This window comes from uncultured Granulicatella sp. (assembly GCF_963545075.1).
In the GTDB taxonomy this organism is placed as follows: Bacteria; Bacillota; Bacilli; order Lactobacillales; family Aerococcaceae; genus Granulicatella.
Map to the genome: position 1 here is coordinate 17,853 of NZ_CAUUHX010000006.1, position 22,751 is coordinate 40,603.

Consider the following 22,751-nt stretch of genomic DNA (forward strand, 5'->3'; position numbering starts at 1 on the left):
AACGTATGTATAGTTTCTTTTTAGGGATAAAAATGTGAAAACAATCTTTAACAAGGTAAACATAGTTACGTTTTTTTATTTTTTTTGAATGAATACGGTATACTTCAGCTATCAAAATAAAAGGAGATGATTTCTTATGAAATTACAAAAGAAATTAGCAATGTTAGGAGTGGCTTTAGCTACAACAGGAATGTTGGCAGTGTCAAACATGTCGAGTGTTTCTGCCAAAGAGGAAGTTTTTAATTCTCATGTCATTTTGGAATCTGTAAACGGGCATGAACCAACTCTCCGTTTCTTAGAGTATGCCTTTGTTTATGAAAATCAAACAAATCCAGAAGCGATTATTGATTTTGGAAATAGAAAAGTTACGGTTCCTGAACGATTAAAGGAAATACCTCTTTCGAAATATGAAAAGTCTTTTAGTTTTAAAGGAGAACAATTGGTAAAAGTTAGAAATAATGCTATTAAAAAGCTTAAAGGTTTGGTTGGGAAAAAAGGTGTATGGAAACAAACTGAACAAGGTTGGCACTATGTAATTTGGTATGGTAATGGAGGTATTGGTGCTGAAGGATGGATTGAAGATGGTGGAAATTGGTATTATTTAGGCACTAATGGAGTAATGGTAACTGGTTGGGCTCAAGTGAATGGCAAATGGTATTACTTACAACCATCAGGAGCAATGGCGACAGGTTGGATTCAAGACAATGGTACATGGTATTATCTTGATTCATCAGGAGCAATGAAAACGGGTTGGTACGAAGTGAATGGCAAATGGTATTATTCTTATACTTCAGGAGCATTAGCTGTTAACACAACAATTGATGGCTATACTGTTAATGAAAATGGTGAATGGGTATAAGAAAGTATAGAATAAAAAGGATGATAGAATTAGGCGACTTCGTGTTGCCTAATTTTTTTATATGCAAAATGGAAAATCGTTAAATAGCTATATTCATTCTTTAAAAAATCTGTTACAATACTGGTAATGACAAGTTGAGGGAGGAATCATTATGGAGATTAAAATTGTGAAAAATAAAGAAGAAGGGGCTTTAGTTGCGTTTGAAGTTTTTAAAGAAGCTTATGAAAATGGAGCAAAAGTTTTTGGGTTAGCAACAGGTTCAAGTCCTCTTGGTTTGTATGAAAAAATTCGTCAAAGTTCATTAGATTTTTCGGATAGAGTATCTGTAAATTTAGATGAATACGCTGGTCTATCTAGTGAAGATGAACATAGTTATCATTATTTTATGAATGAACAATTGTTTGAAGCAAAACCATTTTTAAAGAGCTATTTACCGGATGGTTTAGCGGAAAATATTGATGCTGAAGTCGAACGTTATGAAAAAATTTTACAAAATAATCCAGTTGATTTCCAATTGTTGGGTATAGGGAGTAATGCCCATATTGGATTCAATGAACCCGGAACACCTTTTACCCAAAGAACACATAAAGTAGCTTTAGCACAAGCAACAATTGAAGCTAATAAACGTTTCTTTGAACGTGAAGAAGATGTACCAAGATATGCTTATTCAATGGGACTACAATCAATTATGGATGCAAAACAAATTCTATTAATTGCATTCGGGGAAAAGAAGGCAAAAGCAATTTTAGATACGGTAAAAGGGGAAGTTACAACAGATGTACCTGCAAGTATTTTACAAAAACATCCAAATGTAACTATTATCGTTGATGAAGCTGCTGCCGCATTATTAACTAGATAATGAAATAGGGTATACATTTACTCGGGAAAAGGTTTGGAAGAAAAAGGAGAGCGATAAGATGGTAAAATTAGTTTTTGCTCGCCATGGCCAGTCAGAATGGAATAAGGCCAATCTCTTCACTGGTTGGGCGGATGTTGATTTGTCTGAAAAGGGGATTCAACAAGCAATTGATGCCGGAAAATTAATCAAAGAAGCAGGGATTGAATTTGATCAAGCCTATACTTCAGTGCTAAAACGTGCGATTAAAACAACGGATTTGGCATTGGAAGCTTGTGATCAATTATGGATTCCTGTTGAAAAATCTTGGCGTTTAAATGAACGTCATTATGGTGGATTAACGGGGAAAAATAAAGCAGAAGCTGCTGAAAAATTTGGAGATGAACAAGTTCATATTTGGCGTCGTTCTTATGATGTGTTACCTCCAAAAATGGATCGTGATGATGAATATTCAGCACATGGCGATCGTAGGTATGCGAAATTGGATGATTCTGTAATTCCAGATGCAGAAAATCTTAAAGTAACTCTGGAACGTGTTCTTCCATTTTGGGAAGATAAAATTGCTCCAGATTTAAAAGCTGGTAAAAATGTTTTTATTGGTGCACATGGGAATTCTATACGTGCATTAGTAAAACACATTAAAGGATTATCAGATGACGAGATTATGGGAGTGGAAATTCCGAATTTCCCACCTTTAGTGTTTGAATTTGATGAAAACTTACAAGTTGTTTCAGAATATTATTTAGGAAAATAATTTTCTAAATCTTTGAAACTGAATAGTTATACCCTTAGGACTTATCGATTGAACGGTAAGTCCTTCATTATTTATATAATAATTTTCGTAAACTGGAAGATCATGAAAGTAATTTCTAAATTTGAAGAAAATTAGGAAGCAAACTGTAGAAATTTGAAATTACTTTCTAAAATAGTGTCTAATATTGAAAATGCTTTCCGCAGCAATTATACTAATGGATGTAAAGGCTTTTATAAAACTATAAAGGAGGCTGAATATGAGTATTCAAGGGCAATTAATCGTATCTTGCCAAGCGTTGCCACATGAACCGTTGCATAGCGATTTTATTATGGCTCGTATGGCAGTCGCAGCAAAGGAAGGAGGAGCAAAGGGGATTCGTGCTAATTCTGTCGTAGACATCAAAGCAATTAAAGAAGCAGTAGATTTACCTGTAATTGGAATTATTAAAAGAGATTATGATGATGCAGATGTCTATATTACAGCCACGATAAAAGAAGTGGATGAGTTAATGGAAGCAAAACCAGAAATTATTGCATTAGATGCAACGGTTTCTAGTCGTCCAAATGGACAAACGTTAGATGAATTTTATCAAGAAATTCGTCAAAAATATCCAACTCAAAAATTAATGGCAGACTGTTCGACCGTTGAAGAAATGATTCATGCAGATGAATTAGGATTCGATTATATCGGAAGTACATTAGTAGGGTATACTCACCAAAGTAAAGGGGATAAAATCGAAGCAAACGATTTTGAAATTCTTCGTGAAGTCTTAAAGGTTATCAAACACCCATTGATTGCTGAGGGGAATATTGATACACCTGAAAAGGTTAAACGAGTATTAGAGTTAGGAGCTTATAGTGTAGTTGTTGGATCAGCAATTACAAGACCGCAATTAATTACAAAGAAATTTGTAGATGCGATTCATTCATAAAAGGAAAATAAATTTTTTAGGAGGAAACCATATGTTTAAAGTATTACAAAAAATTGGTAAAGCCTTTATGTTGCCGATTGCTATTTTACCGGCAGCTGGTTTGTTATTAGGGATTGGTGGTGCGTTGTCAAATCCAACGACAGTAGCTACTTATCCAGTGTTAAATAATAGTTTGTTACAAGCTATTTTCACAGTCATGAGTTCAGCAGGGGAAGTTGTCTTTGCGAATTTAGCATTACTACTCTGTGTGGGCTTGTGTATTGGTTTAGCAAAACGTGATAAAGGTACTGCAGCACTTGCTGGGGTTACTGGTTATTTTGTTATGACAGCAACAATCAAAGCACTTGTTAAATTATATATGGCTGAAGGAGCTTCAATTGATACAGGTGTAGTTGGTGCTATCGTAGTAGGTTCTGTAGCGGTTTATTTACATAATCGTTATAGCAATATTCAATTACCTCAATTCTTAGGATTCTTTGGAGGTAGCCGTTTTGTTCCAATCGTAACTTCATTTGCTTCAATTGTAGTTGGGGGTATTTTCTTTGTAATTTGGCCTCCATTCCAACAATTATTAGTATCAACTGGTGGTTATATTTCACAAGCTGGACCATTTGGAACATTCTTATATGGATTCTTAATGCGTCTATGTGGAGCGGTTGGTTTACACCACATGATTTACCCATTATTCTGGTATACAGAATTAGGTGGTGTTGAAGTAGTTGCAGGTCAAACTGTAGCAGGAGCTCAAAAAATCTTCTTTGCTCAATTAGCAGATCCAACACATGTTGGCCTATTTACTGAAGGAACTCGTTTCTTCGCTGGTCGTTTCTCTACAATGATGTTCGGTCTTCCAGCAGCCTGCTTAGCAATGTATCACTGTGTTCCAAAAGATCGTCGTAAAAAATATGCTGGTTTATTCTTTGGGGTAGCTTTAACTTCATTCATTACTGGTATTACAGAACCAATTGAATTTATGTTCTTATTCGTAAGTCCAGTACTTTATGTTGTTCACGCATTCTTAGATGGTGTAAGCTTCTTTATTGCTGATATCTTAAACATTTCTATTGGTAATACATTCTCAGGTGGTGTTATCGACTTCACATTATTCGGGGTATTACAAGGTAATGAAAAAACAAATTGGTTATTACAAATTCCATTTGGCTTAGTATGGAGTGTTCTATACTATGTTGTATTCAGATGGTTCATCGTTCAATTCAATGTTGCAACTCCAGGTCGTTTAGATGAAGAGTTAGCAGATGATGCACAACCTGTTGTAGAAACAAAAGATTCTTTAAAAGAAGATAGCGTTCGTATTATCGAAGCTTTAGGTGGATCAGAAAATATTGAAGACGTAGATGCATGTATTACTCGTTTACGTGTAGCTGTTCGTTCAGTAGATAAAGTAGACAAAGCAACTCTAAAAGCTATTGGTGCAGTAGATGTACTAGAAGTGAATGGTGGAGTTCAAGCAATTTACGGTGCGAAAGCTATTCTTTATAAAAACAATATTAACGAAATTTTAGGAGTAGATGATTAATCATTATCTAAACTCTTTTAAGCTAGGGGATGAAAGTCTCCTAGCTTTTTATTTTTTGAAACACGAAAGAAGAAAAATATGATACACTAGCAGTAATGAAAAGGTTAAGGGAGTAACGATATGATATCTTTTGAGAAAAAAGTCACACCATTAATTGAATCGATTTATGATACATTAACGCCTAATGAAAAAACGATTGCTCAATATTTTTTGAAGCAAAATTCTACAGAAGAATCTTTGTCAGCTAGAGCCGTATCGGAGAGATTGTTTGTGTCAATTCCGTCATTGACACGTTTTGCTCAAAAATGTGGTTATGAAGGGTATCGACAATTTATATATGATTTCCAAGAAAGTAAAAAAGAGGGACAAGTGATTCATAATGATTTAACGAAAACTGTTTTATCAGATTATGAAGAATTACTATCAAAATCTTTTTCTTTAATTGATGAAAGTCAAGTCATTAAGGTGTGTGGTTTATTGAATAATGCGAAACGAGTTTATATTTATGGACAAGGAAGTTCGGGATTAGCGGCTCATGAGATGAAGTTTCGATTTATGAGATTGGGGATGATTTGTGAGGCAATTACGGATTTGCATACAATGCTGATGAATCGGGTACTTGTTGACGAGCAGTGTTTAGTCATTGGAATTTCAGTTTCTGCGAATGCAAGTGTCGTAGAGGCAGTACGCCAAGCGAAAAAGCAAGGGGCAAAAACCGTTTTAATTACTTCAAAACGAAGTGAAGAAAGTGAAAAAGTTTGTGATGAATTAGTATTAATTGCTATGAAAAATGCCTTGGATCAAGGGGGACTAATTTCTCCACAATTTCCAATTTTAGTCATGGTAGATATTTTTTATAGTTATTATAAAGAGATTGATAAAGACTATAAGCATCATTTATTCTCTAATACATTAACAGCTTTAGGAGCAAAAGAAGATAAAAAAGAATAGGATTTTAAGAAGGTAAAGGACATGAGAACGCTCTATTCTTTATCTTTTTTATATAAAAATAGGATTTTTTCAAAAATGTTTTGGTTTACCTAAAAAACTCTTGACGAGAGCATCTATTTAGGGTAACCTAATTATTGGCATAAGAAATATGATAGAAAGAAGGAGGTAGATTCATGATTAAAGTCGAAAATCTGGGAGTATCTTACGCAATGCAACCAGATGTTTTAAAGAATTGTCATGTAGAAGTCAATGGCCCAACGATTTTGGGAATTATTGGTCCTAATGGGGCAGGGAAATCTACTTTATTAAAAGCAATGCTAGGGTTAATCCAACATACGGGAAAAGTGACATTCGATGGGGAAGAAGCAAGTCAATCATTAGAAAGAATTGCTTATGTAGAACAAAAAAGTAATTTGGATTTTACATTTCCAATTACAATTCGTGAATGTGTAGCGTTAGGAAAAACTGTGAAAATGAAACCATTTCAGCGTTTAAACGCTCAAGACTGGAAAGATGTCGATGAAGCGATTGAAGAAGTTGGTTTGACAGAATTAGCCAATCGTCCAATTGGTGCATTATCTGGTGGACAATTTCAAAGGGTATTATTAGCACGTTGTTTAGTCCAAAAAGCAGACTATATCTTCTTGGATGAACCATTTGTGGGAATTGATATGATGAGTGAAAAAGTGATTATGACTTTAATTCGTCAATGGAAAGAAGAAGGAAAGACTATTTTAATGGTGCATCATGATTTATCTAAAGTACGTGATTATTTTGATCAAGTGATTTTAGTGAATCGTGGAATTGTAGATAGTGGAAAAACTGAGGAAACATTTGTTCCTGAAAAAATAAGAAAAACTTACGGTGGCGAAGTTTTCATTGCGCAAGGGGGACAAAGTCATGAATAATTTTTTACAAGGATTAATGAATTATCATTTTGTGCAAAATGCATTAATTTCTTCCGTTTTAATTGGGGCAGTTGCCGGAATGATTGGATGTTTTATCATTCTTCGTGGAATGTCGTTGATGGGAGACGCGATTTCTCATGCGGTGTTACCAGGGGTGGCATTATCTTATATTGTCGGCGTTAATTTCTTTTTTGGAGCTTTAGCGTTTGGCTTATTAGCATCCTTTATTATCGCATTTATTAATCGAAATAGTGTCGTGAAAAGTGATACAGCCATTGGGATAACCTTTAGTTCGTTTTTAGCATTGGGGATTATCTTAATCGGTGTTGCGAAAAGTTCGACTGACTTATTCCATATTTTATTCGGGAATATTTTAGCGGTACAAGATTTTGATTTATTGATTACGGCAATTGTAGGAATATTTGTTTTTGTAACGATTGTTTCTTACTTTAAAGAATTACAAGTAACGAGTTTTGACCCAGTCTTTGCTCGTTCAGCTGGATTGAATGTATCATTCTATCATTATTTATTAATGTTTCTTCTAGCGTTAGTTTCGATTACAGCAATGCAAAGTGTCGGAACAGTTATGATTGTAGCGTTACTGATTACACCAGCAGCAACAGCTTATTTATATTCGAAGAGTTTGAAAACCATGTTAGCTTTATCAGCGATATTTGGTTCACTTTCTTCGATTGTTGGTTTAGTAATCGGCTATACGTTTAATATTGCAGTAGGTTCAACCATTGTATTAACTGCTGCAGCATTCTTTGTGATTAGTTTTATTGTATCACCAAAACAAAGGGAAGGTAGGAAAAAAGTATGAAAATCGGGAAATTATTAACAGTCGGTTTATTATCATTAGTAGGTTTTGCAGGATGTTCAACAAACACAACATCTACATCTACAACTACAACAAAAAGTAATGAACCTAAAAAAGTACAAGTAGTAGCAACAAACTCTATCATTTATGATATTACAAAAAACGTTGCTGGGGATTTAGCGGACATTCACAGTATTGTTCCAGTTGGACAAGATCCACACGAATATGAACCATTACCACAAGATGTTCAAAAAATCCATGATGCAGATATCATTTTCTATAATGGTATTAACTTAGAAAATGCAGACGATGCATGGTTTACTAAAATGGTAAAAAATGCTGGTAAAGTAGCAGATAAAGACTACTTTGCAGTAAGTGATGGCGTTGATGTAATTTACCTTGAAGGTGCAAAAGAAAAAGGTAAAGAAGACCCTCACGCATGGTTAAACATTGAAAATGGTGTGATTTATGCTAAAAATATTGCAAAACAATTAATTGCAAAAGATCCAGAACATAAAGATACTTACCAAAAGAATCTTGATAAATATGTTGCTGAATTGGATAAATTAGATAAAGATGCTAAAGAACGTCTTGCTAAAATTCCAGAAGAGAAAAAATTAATTGTTACGAGTGAAGGTTGCTTCAAGTACTTCTCTAAAGCTTATGGAGTTCCATCAGCTTACATCTGGGAAATTAATACGGAAGAAGAAGGTACTCCTGAACAAACTACTCGTTTAGTAGAAATTCTTAAAAACTCTAAAGTTCCTTCATTATTCGTTGAATCAAGTGTTGATGATCGTCCAATGAAGACAGTTTCAAATGAATCAGGTAAACCAATTTATTCAACAATCTTTACTGACTCAATTGCTGAAAAAGGTAAAGATGGAGATAGCTACTTAAGCATGATGAAATGGAACTTAACAAAAATCATTGAAGGTTTAGAAAAATAATAAAGCAGTCTAGTAGTATGGTGAGCTATAAAACTGCAAATAAGCCAGGGGTGAAACCCCTGGCTTTTTTGCACCCAAAAAATTGATGATTATATGAAAAAGGCATCCTAAATAGGATGCCAAGAAAAAAACGTAATAAACCTATGCCTCGGAAACACCGTAAATAACGTTTTTCTTCAACCGAGGGGAAGGATAACTTCCCTCGCTTCAATTATAAACTCATTCAAAGATTAACTCAATCAGAAATGAGTAATACAAGCGCTGCCTGAGGGGATCGAACCCCCATTATAAGAACCGGAATCTTATGTGATATCCATTACACTAAGGCAGCTAAACAATGTAAGAATATTTTATCCAAATTCATATGAAAAAACAAGAAGAAACCCTTACAAAAAAAGAAAAGAAATGATTTAGTAGAAGTAGAAAAAGGCGAGTTTAAAGGAGAAAAAAGGAAATAGAAAGGGACTGAAAAAGTCCCGGTTAGAATTATTTTTAAAAAATATTAAACACTTTCAAGTTGCATTTTACAAAGATTGTTGGTACAATATTTGTGTAATTAAGAAAGTTTTCTAAGTATAGATAGCTGATTTTTAGGGACGGTTTTTAGCCCAGTAATGAAACGAAGGGAATCGGAATTATGGATTGTATGACATTAATGCAACTTCTAGTCCCCGAAAGCAATCAATTGTTAAAAATTCGTTTCCAAATTTTGCGAGCGATACAACGAACACAACCGATTGGTCGAAGAGGGCTTGCGAAGCAGTTGGAAATATCAGAACGGATTCTTCGTTCTGAAACAGATATACTAAAAGAACAAGGTTTAATTACATATTCTGCAAAAGGAATGTTTGTTACTGAGTTAGGAAAAGATACTTATCTTGGGTTAACTTCAATCATTCAACAGTGTATCGAAATGACTAATTTTGAAAAAGAAATTTCGGATAAGCTAGGAATTAGATTTTGTAAAGTGGTTACTGATAATGGTCCAAATAAGGGAATGCAAATTAGTAATCAAGTACAGGAATTGATGAAATGGATGTTGCCAGTTGATCAATCAATCGTTACAGTGACGGGTGGTAGAACGATGGCGATGGTAGCAGAATATTTTTCAAAAGAGATTTTACAACAACGTGAAATTTCATTTGTCCCTGCTAGGGGAGGAGTGGGTGGTTCCACTTTAATCCAAGCAAATAGTGTGAGTGAGAAGATGGCAATAAAAACTGGCGGAGAACATTTTTCATTATATGTTCCAGAACATGTTAGTAAAGAGACGTATCTTCCGTTATTACAAGAACCATTGGTTTCTCAAACATTGACAATGATGAAACAAGCGAATTGCTTATTGTATAGCGTTGGAAATGCAAGTGTTATGGCTGAAAGAAGGGGCTTGTTGCCTCAAGAAAGTCAGTTTATTGCGAACAGGCGTGCTGTAGGTGAAGCGTTTGGTTGTTTCTTCGATGCAAAAGGAAAGGTAGTTTTTAAACTTCCACGAGTAGGTTTGCATCTTAGTGATTTAGAGTCCATCCCACATGGAATTGCTATTGTGGAAGGTGCTCAAAAGGCAGAAGCTTTAATGGCTTATGCCAAATTAGCTCCTATCGACCGAACGTGGTTTGTAATCGATGAGAGTTTAGCAAATATGGTTTTGAACGGGGTAACCCGCTAAAAATAAAAAAATATATTCCTAGGAGGAAAAACTATTATGACAGTTAAAGTTGGTATTAACGGTTTCGGACGTATTGGACGTTTAGCATTCCGTCGTATTCAAGAAGTGGAAGGATTAGAAGTTGTTGCAATCAACGACTTAACAGATGCTAAACAATTAGCACACTTATTAAAATACGATTCAACACAAGGACGTTTCAACGGTGAAGTTGAAGTATTAGAAGGCGCATTCCGCGTAAACGGTAAAGAAGTTAAAGTATTAGCTAACCGTAATCCTGAAGAATTACCATGGGGAGAACTAGGCGTTGATATCGTTTTAGAATGTACTGGTTTCTTCACTTCTAAAGAAAAAGCTGAATTACACTTAAAAGGTGGAGCTAAACGTGTTGTTATCTCTGCTCCTGGTGGTAACGATGTACCAACAGTTGTATACAACGTAAACCACGACATTTTAACAGGTAAAGAAACAGTTATTTCTGGTGCTTCATGTACTACAAACTGTTTAGCACCTATGGCTAAAGCTTTAAACGATAACTTCGGAATTGTTGAAGGTTTAATGACTACAATCCACGGTTACACTGGTGACCAAAACACATTAGACGCTCCACATCCAAAAGGAGACTTACGTCGTGCTCGTGCTGCAGCTGTAAACATCGTTCCTAACACAACTGGTGCTGCTAAAGCTATCGGTTTAGTAATTCCAGAATTAAACGGTAAATTAGATGGTGCTGCTCAACGTGTTCCTGTACCAACAGGTTCATTAACAGAATTAGTAACAGTATTAGAAAAACCAGTTACTGCTGAAGAAATTAACGCTGCAATGAAAGCTGCTGCAACTGAATCTTACGGATATACTGAAGAACCATTAGTATCTACTGATATCGTAGGTATCACTTATGGATCATTATTTGATGCTACTCAAACTAAAGTAATGACTGTAGGCGACAAACAATTAGTTAAAACAGTTTCTTGGTACGATAACGAAATGTCATACACTGCACAATTAATTCGTACTTTAGAATACTTCGCAAACTTATAATATAAAGTTTTGATATAGCTAATCGTATCGAATTTTTCAGGGCGATGGAAGCATTCGCTTCCTCGCCCTGTTTTCATAATGTGGGTATTACACTCGCTCCAAATAAATTTTTTCTAGGAGGCTATTCTATGGCTAAAAAAATTGTGACAGATTTATCTGTTAAAGGTAAAAAAGTATTAGTACGTGTTGACTTTAATGTTCCATTAAAAGATGGCGTTATTACAGATGACAACCGTATTGTTCAAGCATTACCAACTATTCAATACTTGATTGATAATCATGCAAAAGTAATTCTTTTCTCTCACTTAGGAAAAGTAAAATCTGAAGAAGATAAAGCTCGTTTAAGCTTACGTCCAGTTGCTGTACGTTTATCAGAATTATTGAAAAAAGACGTAACATTCGTTCCAGAAACTCGTGGAGAAGCATTAGAATCAGCTATCAATGGTTTAGCTGAAGGAGATGTTTTATTATTTGAAAACACTCGTTTCGAAGATTTAGATGGCAAAAAAGAATCTAAAAACGATCCTGAGTTAGGCAAATATTGGGCATCTTTAGGAGAGTTGTTCGTAAATGATGCATTTGGTACAGCTCACCGTTCTCACGCTTCAAACGTAGGAATTGCTAGCCAATTAGAAACTGCAGCTGGTTTCTTAATGGAAAAAGAAATTAAATTTATCGGTGGAGCAGTAGATACACCAGAACGTCCATTCGTTGCGATTTTAGGTGGAGCAAAAGTTTCAGATAAAATTGGTGTAATCGAAAGCTTATTAGATAAAGCTGATAAAGTATTAATCGGTGGAGGAATGGCTTATACATTCTTCAAAGCTATGGGTCGTGAAGTAGGTCTATCATTATTAGAAGTAGATCGTGTTGAATTAGCAAAACAATTAATGGAAAAAGCTGGCGACAAATTAGTATTACCAATTGACAATGTAGTTGCAAAAGAATTCTCAAACGATGCAGTTGCTACAATTGTACCTTCTGACCAAATTCCAGCTGACCAAGAAGGTTTAGACGTTGGTCCTAAGACAGTTGAATTATTTGCTAGCTACTTAAAAGATGCTAAAACAGTTGTATGGAATGGACCTATGGGTGTATTTGAATTATCTAACTTCGCTAAAGGAACAATTGGCGTATGTGAAGCTATTGCATCTCTAGAAAATGCTACAACAATCATCGGTGGTGGAGATTCTGCAGCAGCAGCAATTTCACTAGGATATGCTGATAAATTCACTCATATCTCAACTGGTGGTGGAGCTTCATTAGAATACCTAGAAGGTAAAGAATTACCTGGTGTAGCTTCAATTAGTGATAAATAATTAAATAAATTTGAAAAAGACTCACTGAAATGACGCGTTCATTTTTGTGAGTCTGCTTCATAAACGATTTTAGGAGGAAAAATTATGCGTAAACCAATTATTGCAGGAAACTGGAAAATGAACAAAAATCCTAAAGAAACTCAAGCATTCGTTGAGGCTTTAGCAGGGAAATTACCATCATCAGCAGTTGTTGAGTCTGCTATTGCAGCTCCAGCAGTTGATTTAAGTTCTTTATTAGCTGCAGCTGAAGGTTCAGAATTAAAAGTAGCTGCTCAAAACTGCTACTTCGAACAAGAAGGTGCTTATACAGGAGAAACTTCTCCAAAAGTATTATCAGAAATGGGCGTTCACTATGTAGTAATTGGACACTCAGAACGTCGTGAATATTTCCACGAAACTGATGCTGATATTAATAAAAAAGCAAAAGCTATTTTTGCAAACGGTATGTTACCAATTATTTGTTGTGGTGAGACATTAGAAACTTATGAAGCTGGTAAAGCTGCTGAGTTTGTAGGAGCACAAGTTTCTGCTGCGTTAGCTGGATTATCAAATGAACAAGTTTCATCATTAGTCATTGCATATGAACCAATTTGGGCTATCGGAACTGGTAAATCAGCTTCCCAAGATGACGCTCAAAAAATGTGTAAAGTAGTACGTGACGTTGTAGCAGCTGACTTCGGTCAAGAAGTTGCAGATAAAGTTCGTGTACAATACGGTGGTTCTGTTAAACCTGAAAACATTAAAGAATATATGGCTTGTCCAGATGTGGATGGAGCTTTAGTAGGTGGAGCAAGCTTACAACCTGAATCATTCTTAGCTTTATTGGAGGCAGTAAAATAATGTCTAAATCACCAGTAGCGATTATTATCTTAGATGGTTTCGGATGGAGACCAGAAGTAGAAGGTAACGCTGTAGCACAAGCAAATAAACCAAATTTTGACCGTTATTATAACGAATTTCCTCATACAACATTGAAAGCTTCTGGATTAGATGTAGGTCTACCAGATGGACAAATGGGGAACTCAGAAGTAGGTCATACAAATATCGGTGCAGGTCGTATCGTATACCAAAGCTTAACTCGTATTGATAAAGCAATTTTAGATGGTGAATTCGATACAAACCCAGCATTAAATGGTGCGTTTAATCATGTATTAGAAAATGGTTCTGCATTACACTTATTTGGATTATTATCTGATGGTGGAGTACACAGCCATATCAATCATTTATTAGCATTAATTGAAACAGCAAAAGCAAAAGGTATTTCTAAAGTTTATGTTCATGCATTTATGGATGGACGTGACGTGGATCCAAAAGCTGGTCCAGCTTATATTAAGACTTTAGAAGAAAAAATTGCTGAAGTTGGAGTAGGTCAAATCGCAACAGTATCAGGTCGTTACTATGCAATGGACCGTGATAAACGTTGGGAACGTGTTCAATTAGCTTATGATGCAATTGCACATGCAAAAGGACCTCAATTTGAATCTGCTCAAGCAGTTATTGAACATAGCTACGCTGAAAATGTAACGGATGAGTTTGTCATTCCATCAGTAATTGTTAAAGATGGACAACCAGTAGCGAAAATTGAAGAAAATGACGCAGTTATTTTCTTTAACTTCCGCCCTGACCGTGCGATTCAATTATCAAATACATTTACAGATAAAGAGTGGACAAACTTTGATCGTGGTGAACATGCTGCAAATGTTAAATTTGTGACAATGACATTATACAATCCAAGTGTGGATGCAGAAGTAGCATTCCCACCAATTCCAATGACAAATGTTTTAGGAGAAGTATTATCTAAAGCAGGATTAGCACAATTACGTATTGCAGAAACTGAGAAATATCCTCACGTTACATTCTTTATGAATGGTGGACGTAATGAAGAGTTCACAGGAGAAAACCGTATTTTAATTCCTTCTCCAAAAGTTGCAACATATGACTTAAAACCTGAAATGAGTTGTTATGAAGTAGGAGATGCATTATATAACTCTATCCAAAACGATGAAAATGATGCAATTATCTTAAACTTCGCAAATCCAGATATGGTTGGTCACTCAGGTATGTTAGAACCAACCATTAAAGCAATTGAAGCGGTAGATGAAAACTTAGGTAAAGTAGTTGATGCTATTTTAGCTAAAGGTGGTACTGCAATTATCTTTGCTGACCACGGTAACTCAGAAACAATGATTACACCAGAAGGTACTCCACATACTGCGCATACAACAGTTCCAGTACCAGTAATTGTAACGAAAAAAGGTGTTACATTACGTGAAGGTGGTCGTTTAGCTGACGTTGCACCTACAATGTTAGATTTATTGAATGTAGCAAAACCTGAAGAAATGACAGGCGAAAGCTTAATTCAAAAATAATCATAAAAAAAGGCTTTCAATTTAAGGAAAAGATTGCATAGAAAGCATTTTTCGACTAAAATAGAAACGTACAAATAAATATAAAGGAGTTAATAAATCATGCCATTTATTACAGATGTATTAGCAAGAGAAGTATTAGATTCACGTGGTAACCCAACTATCGAAGTTGAAGTTTACACAGAAAGCGGAGCGTTCGGACGCGGTATGGTTCCTTCAGGAGCTTCTACTGGTGAATACGAAGCAGTTGAATTACGTGATGGCGACAAATCTCGTTACTTAGGAAAAGGAGTTCAAAAAGCTGTTGATAATGTAAACAACATTATTGCTGAAGCAATCATCGGTTTTGACGTTCGCGAACAAATGGCGATCGACAAATTAATGATCGAATTAGATGGAACTCCAAACAAAGGTAAATTAGGAGCTAACGCAATTTTAGGTGTATCTATCGCTGTTGCTCGTGCTGCTGCTGATTACTTAGATCAACCATTATACCAATACTTAGGTGGATTCAACACTAAAGTATTACCAACACCAATGATGAACATCGTTAACGGTGGATCTCACTCAGATGCTCCAATCGCATTCCAAGAGTTCATGATTTTACCAGTTGGTGCGCCAACATTTAAAGAAGCTTTACGTTGGGGTGCTGAAGTATTCCATGCATTAAAAGCTATTTTACACGACCGCGGTTTAGTAACTGCTGTAGGTGACGAAGGTGGTTTCGCTCCAACATTTGAAGGTACTGAAGATGCTGTAGAAACAATCTTAGCTGCTATTAAAAAAGTTGGTTTAGAACCAGGTAAAGATGTATTCTTAGGATTTGACTGTGCTTCATCAGAATTCTTCAAAGATGGCGTATATGACTACACAATCTTCGAAGGCGAAAAAGGTGCTAAACGTACTCCTGCTGAACAAGTAGAATACTTAGCTGAATTAGTTGAGAAATACCCAATTATCACAATCGAAGACGGCTGTGACGAAAATGACTGGGATGGATGGAAATTATTAACTGAACGCTTAGGCGGTAAAGTTCAATTAGTAGGTGACGATTTATTCGTAACTAACACTGAAATCTTATCTCGTGGTATTGCACAAGGCGTTGCAAACTCAATCTTAATCAAAGTTAACCAAATCGGTACTTTAACTGAAACATTCAACGCTATTGAAATGGCTCAAAAAGCTGGATACACTGCAGTTGTATCACACCGTTCTGGTGAAACTGAAGATTCAACAATTGCTGACATCGCAGTTGCTACAAATGCTGGACAAATCAAGACTGGTTCATTAAGCCGTACAGACCGTATTGCTAAATACAACCAATTATTACGTATTGAAGATCAATTAGGTGACTTAGCTGTTTACCAAGGTCTTTCAGCATTCTACAACTTAAAAAAATAATTACATTTTAGGATGTTTTTAGAGGGCTAGCATTTTGCTAGCCCTATTTTTTACATTGGAAGTAGGTGAGAATATGATTTACACCATTACGTTTAATCCAGCAGTGGATTTAGTGATCCAAGTTCCCAATTGCCAATTAGGGGCATTAAATCGTTCAAAAGGTGAGGAATATGTAGCAGGTGGTAAAGGGATTAATATGTCGATTCTATTAAAACGATTAGGAATCGATAATATCGCTACAGGATTCCTTGGAGGATTTTCGGGGGATTATATTAAGGACTTTCTAGAAAATGAAGGGATTAAACCTCAATTTATTTCTGTAGAAGGTACGACAAGAATTAATGTCAAAGTTAAAGGAGAAGTAGAAACAGAAATCAATGCAGCTGGCCCTAATGTGAGGAAAGAGAAGTTCCAAGAATTAGTGAATTATTTGGAAGACAAGGTGAAAGAAGAGGATGTTGTATTTTTAGCTGGTAATGCTGCTCCAGGATTAGATGAGACGTCTTATGTTGAAATTGCAAAGCTTTGTCGTTCTAGAGATGTGAAATTAGTACTAGATACAACAAAAGCTTCATTATTAGCCTGTTTACCTTATCAGCCGTTTATCATTAAGCCGAACCAACATGAATTAGAAGAATTATTTGGAGTGAACATTGAAATGCAAGAAGAAATGATAGCCTATGCGTTTAAATTACAAGAAAAAGGGGCACGTAATGTTTTGGTTTCTTGTGGAGGTGAAGGAGCATTTCTAGTCAGTGAAACAGGAGAAGTATTGACTTCAAATACTCCAAAAGGTAAATTGATTAATTCTGTAGGTGCTGGAGATTCGATGTTAGCAGGCTTTATGGCAAAATATATAGAAACAAGTGATTTTAAAGAGAGCCTTAAACAAGGGGCAGCATCGGGGAGTGCTACTGCTTTTTCTGTAGGGATTGCAACTAGAGAGTTGATTGAAGAATTAATACCGCAAATAAAAATTAAGGAAATTTCAAGAAAATAGATAGTTTATGAAGAAATAAGTGTTGAAACTATCTTTATAAGGGCGTATACTAAATTCATATAAAAAAAGATACAAAGAGGTGCCGTTGGCTGAGATGTGTTTACAAACTCTTAGAACCTGTTACGTTAATGCGTGCGTAGGGATTGTATGAATAATTGTCTGCAACAGGGTCTCTTTGTAAAAAAACAAGGAGGCTTTTTTATGTCTGTAAAAAGAATTGCATGGGTGGAGGGAGCAATTGTTGCAGCTTTAGCGATGGCGTTATCATTTATTCCTCATTTTATGGGATGGTTTTCTCCATCGTTTGGTGCGATTGTTTTAGTAGTGTTTGCGTTGCGTCGAGGATTGTATCCAGCGCTATTTTCGGGTCTAGTGTGGGGAATCTTACATTTTGTACTTGGAAAAGTTGTTTACTTATCATTCTCTCAAGTGCTTTTAGAATACATCGTAGCGTTTGGAGTAATGGGATTTGCTGGATTACTTCATCATCAATTTCAAACAGCAATTCGTAATGAAAAACATACTTTAGCAATTTTTTACATTATTATTTCTTCAATCATTGGTGTAGGGATTCGCTATTTCTGGCATTTTGTAGCTGGATTTTTATTTTGGGGAAAATATGCTCCAGAAGGAGTATCTCCATATTGGTATTCATTCACAGTGAATGGCATTGCTGGATTACAAACATTAATTGTAACGATTGCGGTAGCGATTTTATTATTAAAATATCCAAAAATTTATAAAGAAAAATAAGTGATACTGAGAGAAACTCTTGTAGGATAGAATGTTCTATAAGAGTTTTTTTATCGTTCAAACATAGTTTCAAGCTATAGATAACTATAGTAAATTAGTATGTTACAATAACGCATCAGTCAGTTACAATGAAATTACGTTAGTTAGAGAAGAGAGGTAATCAATATGACAAAACATGCACCATTTAGATTTGATACAGTAGGAAGTTTCTTAAGACCTGAAAATTTAAAACAAGCTCGCCAAGAGTTTGAAAAAGGAAACTTTAGTTACCAAGAATTGAAAAACTTTGAAGATGCCGCAATTCGTGATTTAGTAAAAAAAGAAATTGAAGCTGGATATAAAGGAATTACAGACGGGGAATTTCGTCGTGCTTATTGGCATTTAGATTTCTTCTGGGGATTAGGAGGAATTAAACGAGTTCAAGCTAAAACAGGATACCAATTCCATGATGAAGTGACTAAACCAGACTCTGCAACTGTATCAGCAAAGATTCATGGACGTAACCATCCGTTCATTGCTCACTATACATTTTTAAGAGATTTAGTAGCGGATAATGATGAAGTGGAAGCTCGTATTACAATTCCATCACCATCTCAATTATACTTTGAATTAATTCGTGATGAAGAACATGTGGAACAATTGAATAGTGTTTATTCAAACTTTGATGATGTAGTTGAAGATATTTCAAAAGCTTATTTAGAAGTGATTCAACAATTATTTGATGAAGGATTACGTACATTACAAGTTGATGATTGTACATGGGGTATTTTAGTGGATGATAACTTCTTAACGCTTTGGGGACAAGGTCGTGACAAAGAAGAAGTGAGACGTGAATTAGCAGCAACATTTTTACGTTTAAATAATGCCGTTTATAAAAATGTTCCAGAAGGATTAGTGGTAAATACTCACGTATGCCGTGGTAACTTCCATTCTACTTGGGCTGCAAGTGGTGGTTATGCATCTGTTTCTGATGAATTATTTGGAGAAGAAGAAGTGAATGCTTACTACTTAGAATTCGATACAGATCGTGCTGGAGACTTTACTCCATTAGCAAAAGTTACTGGTGATAAAAAAGTTGTGTTAGGTTTAGTCACTTCTAAATTTGGAGAACTAGAAAGTAAAGAAGAGTTGATTGCTCGTATTAAAGAAGCGAGTCAATATGTTCCATTAGATAGATTATCATTAAGTACTCAATGTGGATTTGCTTCAACTGAAGAAGGAAATATCTTAACAGAAGAACAACAATGGGCAAAATTAGCATTAATTAAAGAAGTTGCCGAAGAAGTTTGGGGAACTGAAAACTAATAACAAAAGTGAAAGGCTGGGGAAACCTGGCTTTTTTATTGGAAAGAAAGTTATGTTAGAAAATGTAACATAAAAAGTGAGAGAATCCTTGACTTTTATGTGAGTTATTTTTACAATACAGCTATCATAGAGAATAAGAGAGGTGTTTGAGGATGGGAGAAAAAGAATTACGACGTTCTTTAGCAGTATTTCCAATAGGAACAGTGATGAAATTGACTGATTTAACGGCAAGGCAAATTCGCTACTATGAAGAACAACGTTTAATTACACCGGAACGTTCAGACACTAATCGCAGAATGTATTCACTAAATGATGTCGATCGATTATTAGAAATCAAAGACTACTTATCAGATGGATTAACCATTGTTGCGATTCAAAAAATTTATTCGAATGAAAAGAAAAATCCGTTAGAAAAAACGTCGACAAATGATGGATTAACGGATGAAGATGTTCGACGAATTTTGTATAACGAAATTATGCATATTGGAAGATTATCTGGACAAGAGAAATTACTATAGGGGTGGAGAAAAATGACAATCACACAAGAAGAAATTTTAAAACAAGTTGAGGAAATGGACGTTCGTTATTTACGTTTGATTTTTACAGATATTTTAGGAACGATTAAAAATGTGGAAGTACCAATTACTCAATTAAAAAAAGTATTATCGAATAAAATGATGTTCGATGGTTCATCCATTGAAGGTTTTGTTCGTATCGAAGAAAGTGATATGTATTTATACCCTGACTTAGATACATGGGTTGTATTCCCATGGAGTAGTAAACACGGAACAATCGCGCGCTTAATTTGTGATGTATATAAACCAGATGGAACACCATTTGCAGGCGACCCACGTTCAAACTTAAAACGTATTTTACAAGAAATGGAAGAATTAGGATTTTCTCATTTTAATTTAGGACCAGAACCAGAGTTCTTCTTATTCAAATTAGATGAAAATGGAGAACCAACTCTTGAAGGGAATGACCAAGGAAGTTATTTCGATTTAGCTCCAGTTGACTTAGGGGAAGAATGTCGTCGTGAAATCGTACTAGAATTAGAAAAAATTGGCTTCGATATTGAGGCAAGTCACCATGAAGTAGCACCTGGGCAACATGAAATTGACTGGAAATATGCTTCTGCAGTAGCAGCGTGTGATAATATTCAAACTTTCAAATTAGTGGTTAAAACGATTGCTCGCAAACATGGATTGCATGCAACCTTCATGCCGAAACCAGTATTTGGAATTGCAGGTAGCGGGATGCACTTTAACTTATCATTATTTGATAAAGAAGGAAATAATGCCTTCTATGATCCAAACGGTGAACAACAATTAAGCGATACTTGTCGTTATTTCATTGCTGGTGTCATGAAACATGCAAAAGCTTTAACAGCGATTTGTAATCCAACAGTTAACTCGTATAAACGTTTAGTTCCAGGTTATGAAGCGCCTGTTTATATTGCGTGGTCAGCTCAAAACCGTTCTCCATTAATTCGTATTCCTGAAGCAAGAGGTCTTTCTACTCGAATCGAATTAAGAAGTGTGGATCCAGCGGCAAATCCTTATTTAGCAATGGCGGCTATTTTACGTGCTGGTTTAGAAGGGATTCGTGAAAAATTACCAGTTCCTGCTCCAGTTGACCGTAATATTTATGCAATGTCAACTGCTGAAAGAAAAGAAGTAGGCATTGATGATCTTCCAAGTAGCTTAGCAGAAGCGATTGATTGCTTAAAATCTGATACTGTTGTAAAAGATGCATTAGGTGGACACATCTATAGTAACTTTGTAGAAGCGAAGAAATTCGAATGGGCAGCGTATCGTTCGCAAGTCACACAATGGGAATTAGATCAATATTTAAAATTATTTTAGAAGAAAGAGAAGCCGAGCGAAAGCTTGGCTTTTTTGTATGGGAGTTTATTTCATGATGTCAATTTCTAACATTTTTTGACAATCTATTGTAGAAGTGTCATACTGTTTAATGAAAACACTTGAGAGGAAGTTAGAGATGTATATTAAAGATATGAGAAATTCTATAGCAGAATATCATGAGTTTTTACAAACTCAAGGAAACTGTACTCTTTTTCAAACTCCGGAATGGGGAGAAGTGAAAACAAGAGGAGAATGGAGTAATGATCTTCTTTTTGTAATGAATGACCAAGATGAACCAGTTGCAGCTACGATGATTTTATATCGTGCTCTTCCTGTTGTGAAAAGATATTTAGCGTATGCTCCAAGAGGGATTGTTACGGATTATCATAACTCAGAACAATTTAAAGAAGTCATTAAAACTTTGAAAGCATATTTAAAACAAAAACGAGTATTTGGATTGAAAATTGACCCAGAAATTATGTGGAGAGAACGATTAAATGACTTTTCAATTGTAGAAGATGGTATCAATCAAGAAACGATTCGCCAATTATTGTTAGAAGCAGGATTTGTGAGTCAACCACTAGATTTAGGGTTTGATGGAATTCAGCCAAGAATGACGATGATTGTTGAATTAGAAGATAAAGGAAAAGGAATTTTAGATACTTTTTCTTCTAAAGAAAGATATAAAGTTACAATGGCACAAAAACGTGGAGTAGTTTGTTATAAAGGAACGATTGAAGATATTGACGATTATGAAGTGTTAAATCGTATTACTGCTGAACGCGATCAATATATTGCAAGAAGTAAAGAATATTTAACAACGATTTATGAAACATTACATGCCCACGATATGATGGATTTATATTTTGCTAAAATTGATTATCATGTTGCAAAAGAATCGACAGAAAATAGAATTCATCAAGCTAAAGCAGAAGTAGAAAAAATTGCTTCTCAAGTTAAAAGTACTCAAAATGAGAAAAAGAAAACAAATTTACTGAATCAGCGAGAAAGTTTGTTGAAAAATATTGCAAAATATGAACAAGAAATTATTGAATTAGATTCCCTATGTAATGAATATCCGAATGGAAAAGTGTTAAGTGGAGCATTTGTAGCTACCTATAAAGATACTGCTTATTATTTATATGGAGCGAATATTACAGATGATGCTGGGTTAAATGCGAATAAAGCTTTACAAACATGGATTATGCAACAGCTGTATGATGAAAAAGGTATTCGCCACTATGATATGTTTGGTGTTTCAAGTAATGCAGAAGATCATACAGGAATTACAAAATTCAAACAATCCTTTGATCCAACATTAGTGGAGTATATTGGAGAATTTGATTTACCGATTAATCGCTTCTGGTTTACAATGTTCCAAGATGTTGCACCAAAAGTAATGGAATGGAAGAGAAAATTATTAATGCGTCGTTCATAAATGATATACTGCCTCAAAAGTTAGGGTAAAAGCT

General features: G+C 35.2%; 20 protein-coding genes, 1 tRNA gene, 1 pseudogene and 1 riboswitch. Of the genes and pseudogenes, 21 read left to right on the forward strand and 1 reads right to left on the reverse strand.

Going from position 1 to position 22,751, the window contains the following annotated elements; translation table 11 throughout:
• Positions 1–559: 559 nt before the first annotated feature.
• The 9 genes and pseudogenes from RWZ86_RS01585 to RWZ86_RS01625 form a co-directional block, all read left to right on the forward strand.
• Positions 560–859: pseudogene (locus RWZ86_RS01585) on the forward strand (PspC family transcriptional regulator); the annotation flags it as partial.
• Positions 860–1,010: 151 nt separating this feature from the next.
• Positions 1,011–1,718, forward strand: coding sequence for a glucosamine-6-phosphate deaminase (locus RWZ86_RS01590; RefSeq protein ID WP_314679436.1), 708 nt, complete (start codon positions 1,011–1,013; stop codon positions 1,716–1,718).
• Positions 1,719–1,776: 58 nt separating this feature from the next.
• Complete coding sequence (locus RWZ86_RS01595) at positions 1,777–2,469, forward strand: phosphoglycerate mutase (RefSeq protein WP_314679438.1); 693 nt, start codon at positions 1,777–1,779, stop codon at positions 2,467–2,469.
• A gap of 256 nt (positions 2,470–2,725) precedes the next feature.
• Positions 2,726–3,400, forward strand: coding sequence for an N-acetylmannosamine-6-phosphate 2-epimerase (locus RWZ86_RS01600; RefSeq protein ID WP_314679440.1), 675 nt, complete (start codon positions 2,726–2,728; stop codon positions 3,398–3,400).
• A gap of 31 nt (positions 3,401–3,431) precedes the next feature.
• Positions 3,432–4,937, forward strand: coding sequence for a PTS transporter subunit EIIC (locus tag RWZ86_RS01605; protein WP_314679442.1), 1,506 nt, complete (start codon positions 3,432–3,434; stop codon positions 4,935–4,937).
• A 120-nt stretch (positions 4,938–5,057) separates the two neighbouring features.
• Positions 5,058–5,888, forward strand: coding sequence for a MurR/RpiR family transcriptional regulator (locus RWZ86_RS01610; RefSeq protein ID WP_314679444.1), 831 nt, complete (start codon positions 5,058–5,060; stop codon positions 5,886–5,888).
• Positions 5,889–6,061: 173 nt separating this feature from the next.
• Positions 6,062–6,796 carry a metal ABC transporter ATP-binding protein gene (locus RWZ86_RS01615; RefSeq protein ID WP_314679446.1) on the forward strand — a complete coding sequence of 245 codons (735 nt, stop codon included), beginning with the start codon at positions 6,062–6,064 and terminating at the stop codon, positions 6,794–6,796.
• Positions 6,789–7,619 carry a metal ABC transporter permease gene (locus RWZ86_RS01620; protein ID WP_314679448.1) on the forward strand — a complete coding sequence of 277 codons (831 nt, stop codon included), beginning with the start codon at positions 6,789–6,791 and terminating at the stop codon, positions 7,617–7,619. Before RWZ86_RS01615 ends, RWZ86_RS01620 begins: the two co-directional genes overlap by 8 nt.
• Positions 7,616–8,566, forward strand: coding sequence for a metal ABC transporter substrate-binding protein (locus tag RWZ86_RS01625; protein WP_314679450.1), 951 nt, complete (start codon positions 7,616–7,618; stop codon positions 8,564–8,566). Before RWZ86_RS01620 ends, RWZ86_RS01625 begins: the two co-directional genes overlap by 4 nt.
• A gap of 259 nt (positions 8,567–8,825) precedes the next feature.
• Here RWZ86_RS01625 and RWZ86_RS01630 read toward each other — a convergent pair.
• Positions 8,826–8,897, reverse strand: a tRNA-Arg gene (locus tag RWZ86_RS01630).
• A 306-nt stretch (positions 8,898–9,203) separates the two neighbouring features.
• On the opposite strand from RWZ86_RS01630, the gene RWZ86_RS01635 reads away from it, so the two are divergent.
• From RWZ86_RS01635 to RWZ86_RS01690, 12 genes are all read left to right on the forward strand, one after another.
• Positions 9,204–10,232, forward strand: a complete 1,029-nt coding sequence (locus tag RWZ86_RS01635) for a sugar-binding domain-containing protein (RefSeq protein WP_314679452.1) — start codon at positions 9,204–9,206, stop codon at positions 10,230–10,232.
• A gap of 36 nt (positions 10,233–10,268) precedes the next feature.
• The gene (gap, locus tag RWZ86_RS01640) at positions 10,269–11,270 is read left to right on the forward strand and encodes a type I glyceraldehyde-3-phosphate dehydrogenase (protein ID WP_314112519.1); all 1,002 of its coding nucleotides are present in this window, start codon (positions 10,269–10,271) and stop codon (positions 11,268–11,270) included.
• Between the two features lie 128 nt (positions 11,271–11,398).
• Complete coding sequence (locus tag RWZ86_RS01645) at positions 11,399–12,589, forward strand: phosphoglycerate kinase (protein WP_314679454.1); 1,191 nt, start codon at positions 11,399–11,401, stop codon at positions 12,587–12,589.
• 81 nt (positions 12,590–12,670) lie between these two features.
• The gene (gene tpiA, locus RWZ86_RS01650) at positions 12,671–13,429 is read left to right on the forward strand and encodes a triose-phosphate isomerase (protein ID WP_314679485.1); all 759 of its coding nucleotides are present in this window, start codon (positions 12,671–12,673) and stop codon (positions 13,427–13,429) included.
• Positions 13,429–14,958 carry a 2,3-bisphosphoglycerate-independent phosphoglycerate mutase gene (gene gpmI / locus RWZ86_RS01655; protein WP_314679456.1) on the forward strand — a complete coding sequence of 510 codons (1,530 nt, stop codon included), beginning with the start codon at positions 13,429–13,431 and terminating at the stop codon, positions 14,956–14,958. Before tpiA ends, gpmI begins: the two co-directional genes overlap by 1 nt.
• Positions 14,959–15,057: 99 nt before the next feature.
• The gene (gene eno, locus RWZ86_RS01660) at positions 15,058–16,356 is read left to right on the forward strand and encodes a phosphopyruvate hydratase (RefSeq protein ID WP_006703959.1); all 1,299 of its coding nucleotides are present in this window, start codon (positions 15,058–15,060) and stop codon (positions 16,354–16,356) included.
• Positions 16,357–16,429: 73 nt separating this feature from the next.
• On the forward strand, positions 16,430–17,356 hold the full coding sequence (pfkB, locus tag RWZ86_RS01665) for a 1-phosphofructokinase (RefSeq protein ID WP_314679458.1): 927 nt from the start codon (positions 16,430–16,432) through the stop codon (positions 17,354–17,356).
• Between the two features lie 65 nt (positions 17,357–17,421).
• Positions 17,422–17,516: riboswitch (TPP riboswitch) on the forward strand.
• 41 nt (positions 17,517–17,557) lie between these two features.
• Positions 17,558–18,109, forward strand: a complete 552-nt coding sequence (thiT, locus tag RWZ86_RS01670; protein ID WP_314679460.1) for an energy-coupled thiamine transporter ThiT — start codon at positions 17,558–17,560, stop codon at positions 18,107–18,109.
• A 165-nt stretch (positions 18,110–18,274) separates the two neighbouring features.
• Positions 18,275–19,414, forward strand: a complete 1,140-nt coding sequence (locus RWZ86_RS01675) for a 5-methyltetrahydropteroyltriglutamate--homocysteine S-methyltransferase (protein WP_314679462.1) — start codon at positions 18,275–18,277, stop codon at positions 19,412–19,414.
• 152 nt (positions 19,415–19,566) lie between these two features.
• On the forward strand, positions 19,567–19,932 hold the full coding sequence (locus tag RWZ86_RS01680) for a MerR family transcriptional regulator (RefSeq protein WP_314679465.1): 366 nt from the start codon (positions 19,567–19,569) through the stop codon (positions 19,930–19,932).
• Positions 19,933–19,944: 12 nt separating this feature from the next.
• Positions 19,945–21,279 (forward strand): type I glutamate--ammonia ligase, encoded by a 1,335-nt coding sequence (gene glnA / locus RWZ86_RS01685; protein WP_314679467.1) that lies wholly within the window; start codon positions 19,945–19,947, stop codon positions 21,277–21,279.
• Between the two features lie 136 nt (positions 21,280–21,415).
• A complete protein-coding gene (locus tag RWZ86_RS01690; protein ID WP_314679469.1) occupies positions 21,416–22,717 on the forward strand; it encodes a peptidoglycan bridge formation glycyltransferase FemA/FemB family protein in 1,302 nt (433 codons plus the stop codon).
• The last annotated feature ends 34 nt before the right edge of the window (positions 22,718–22,751 follow it).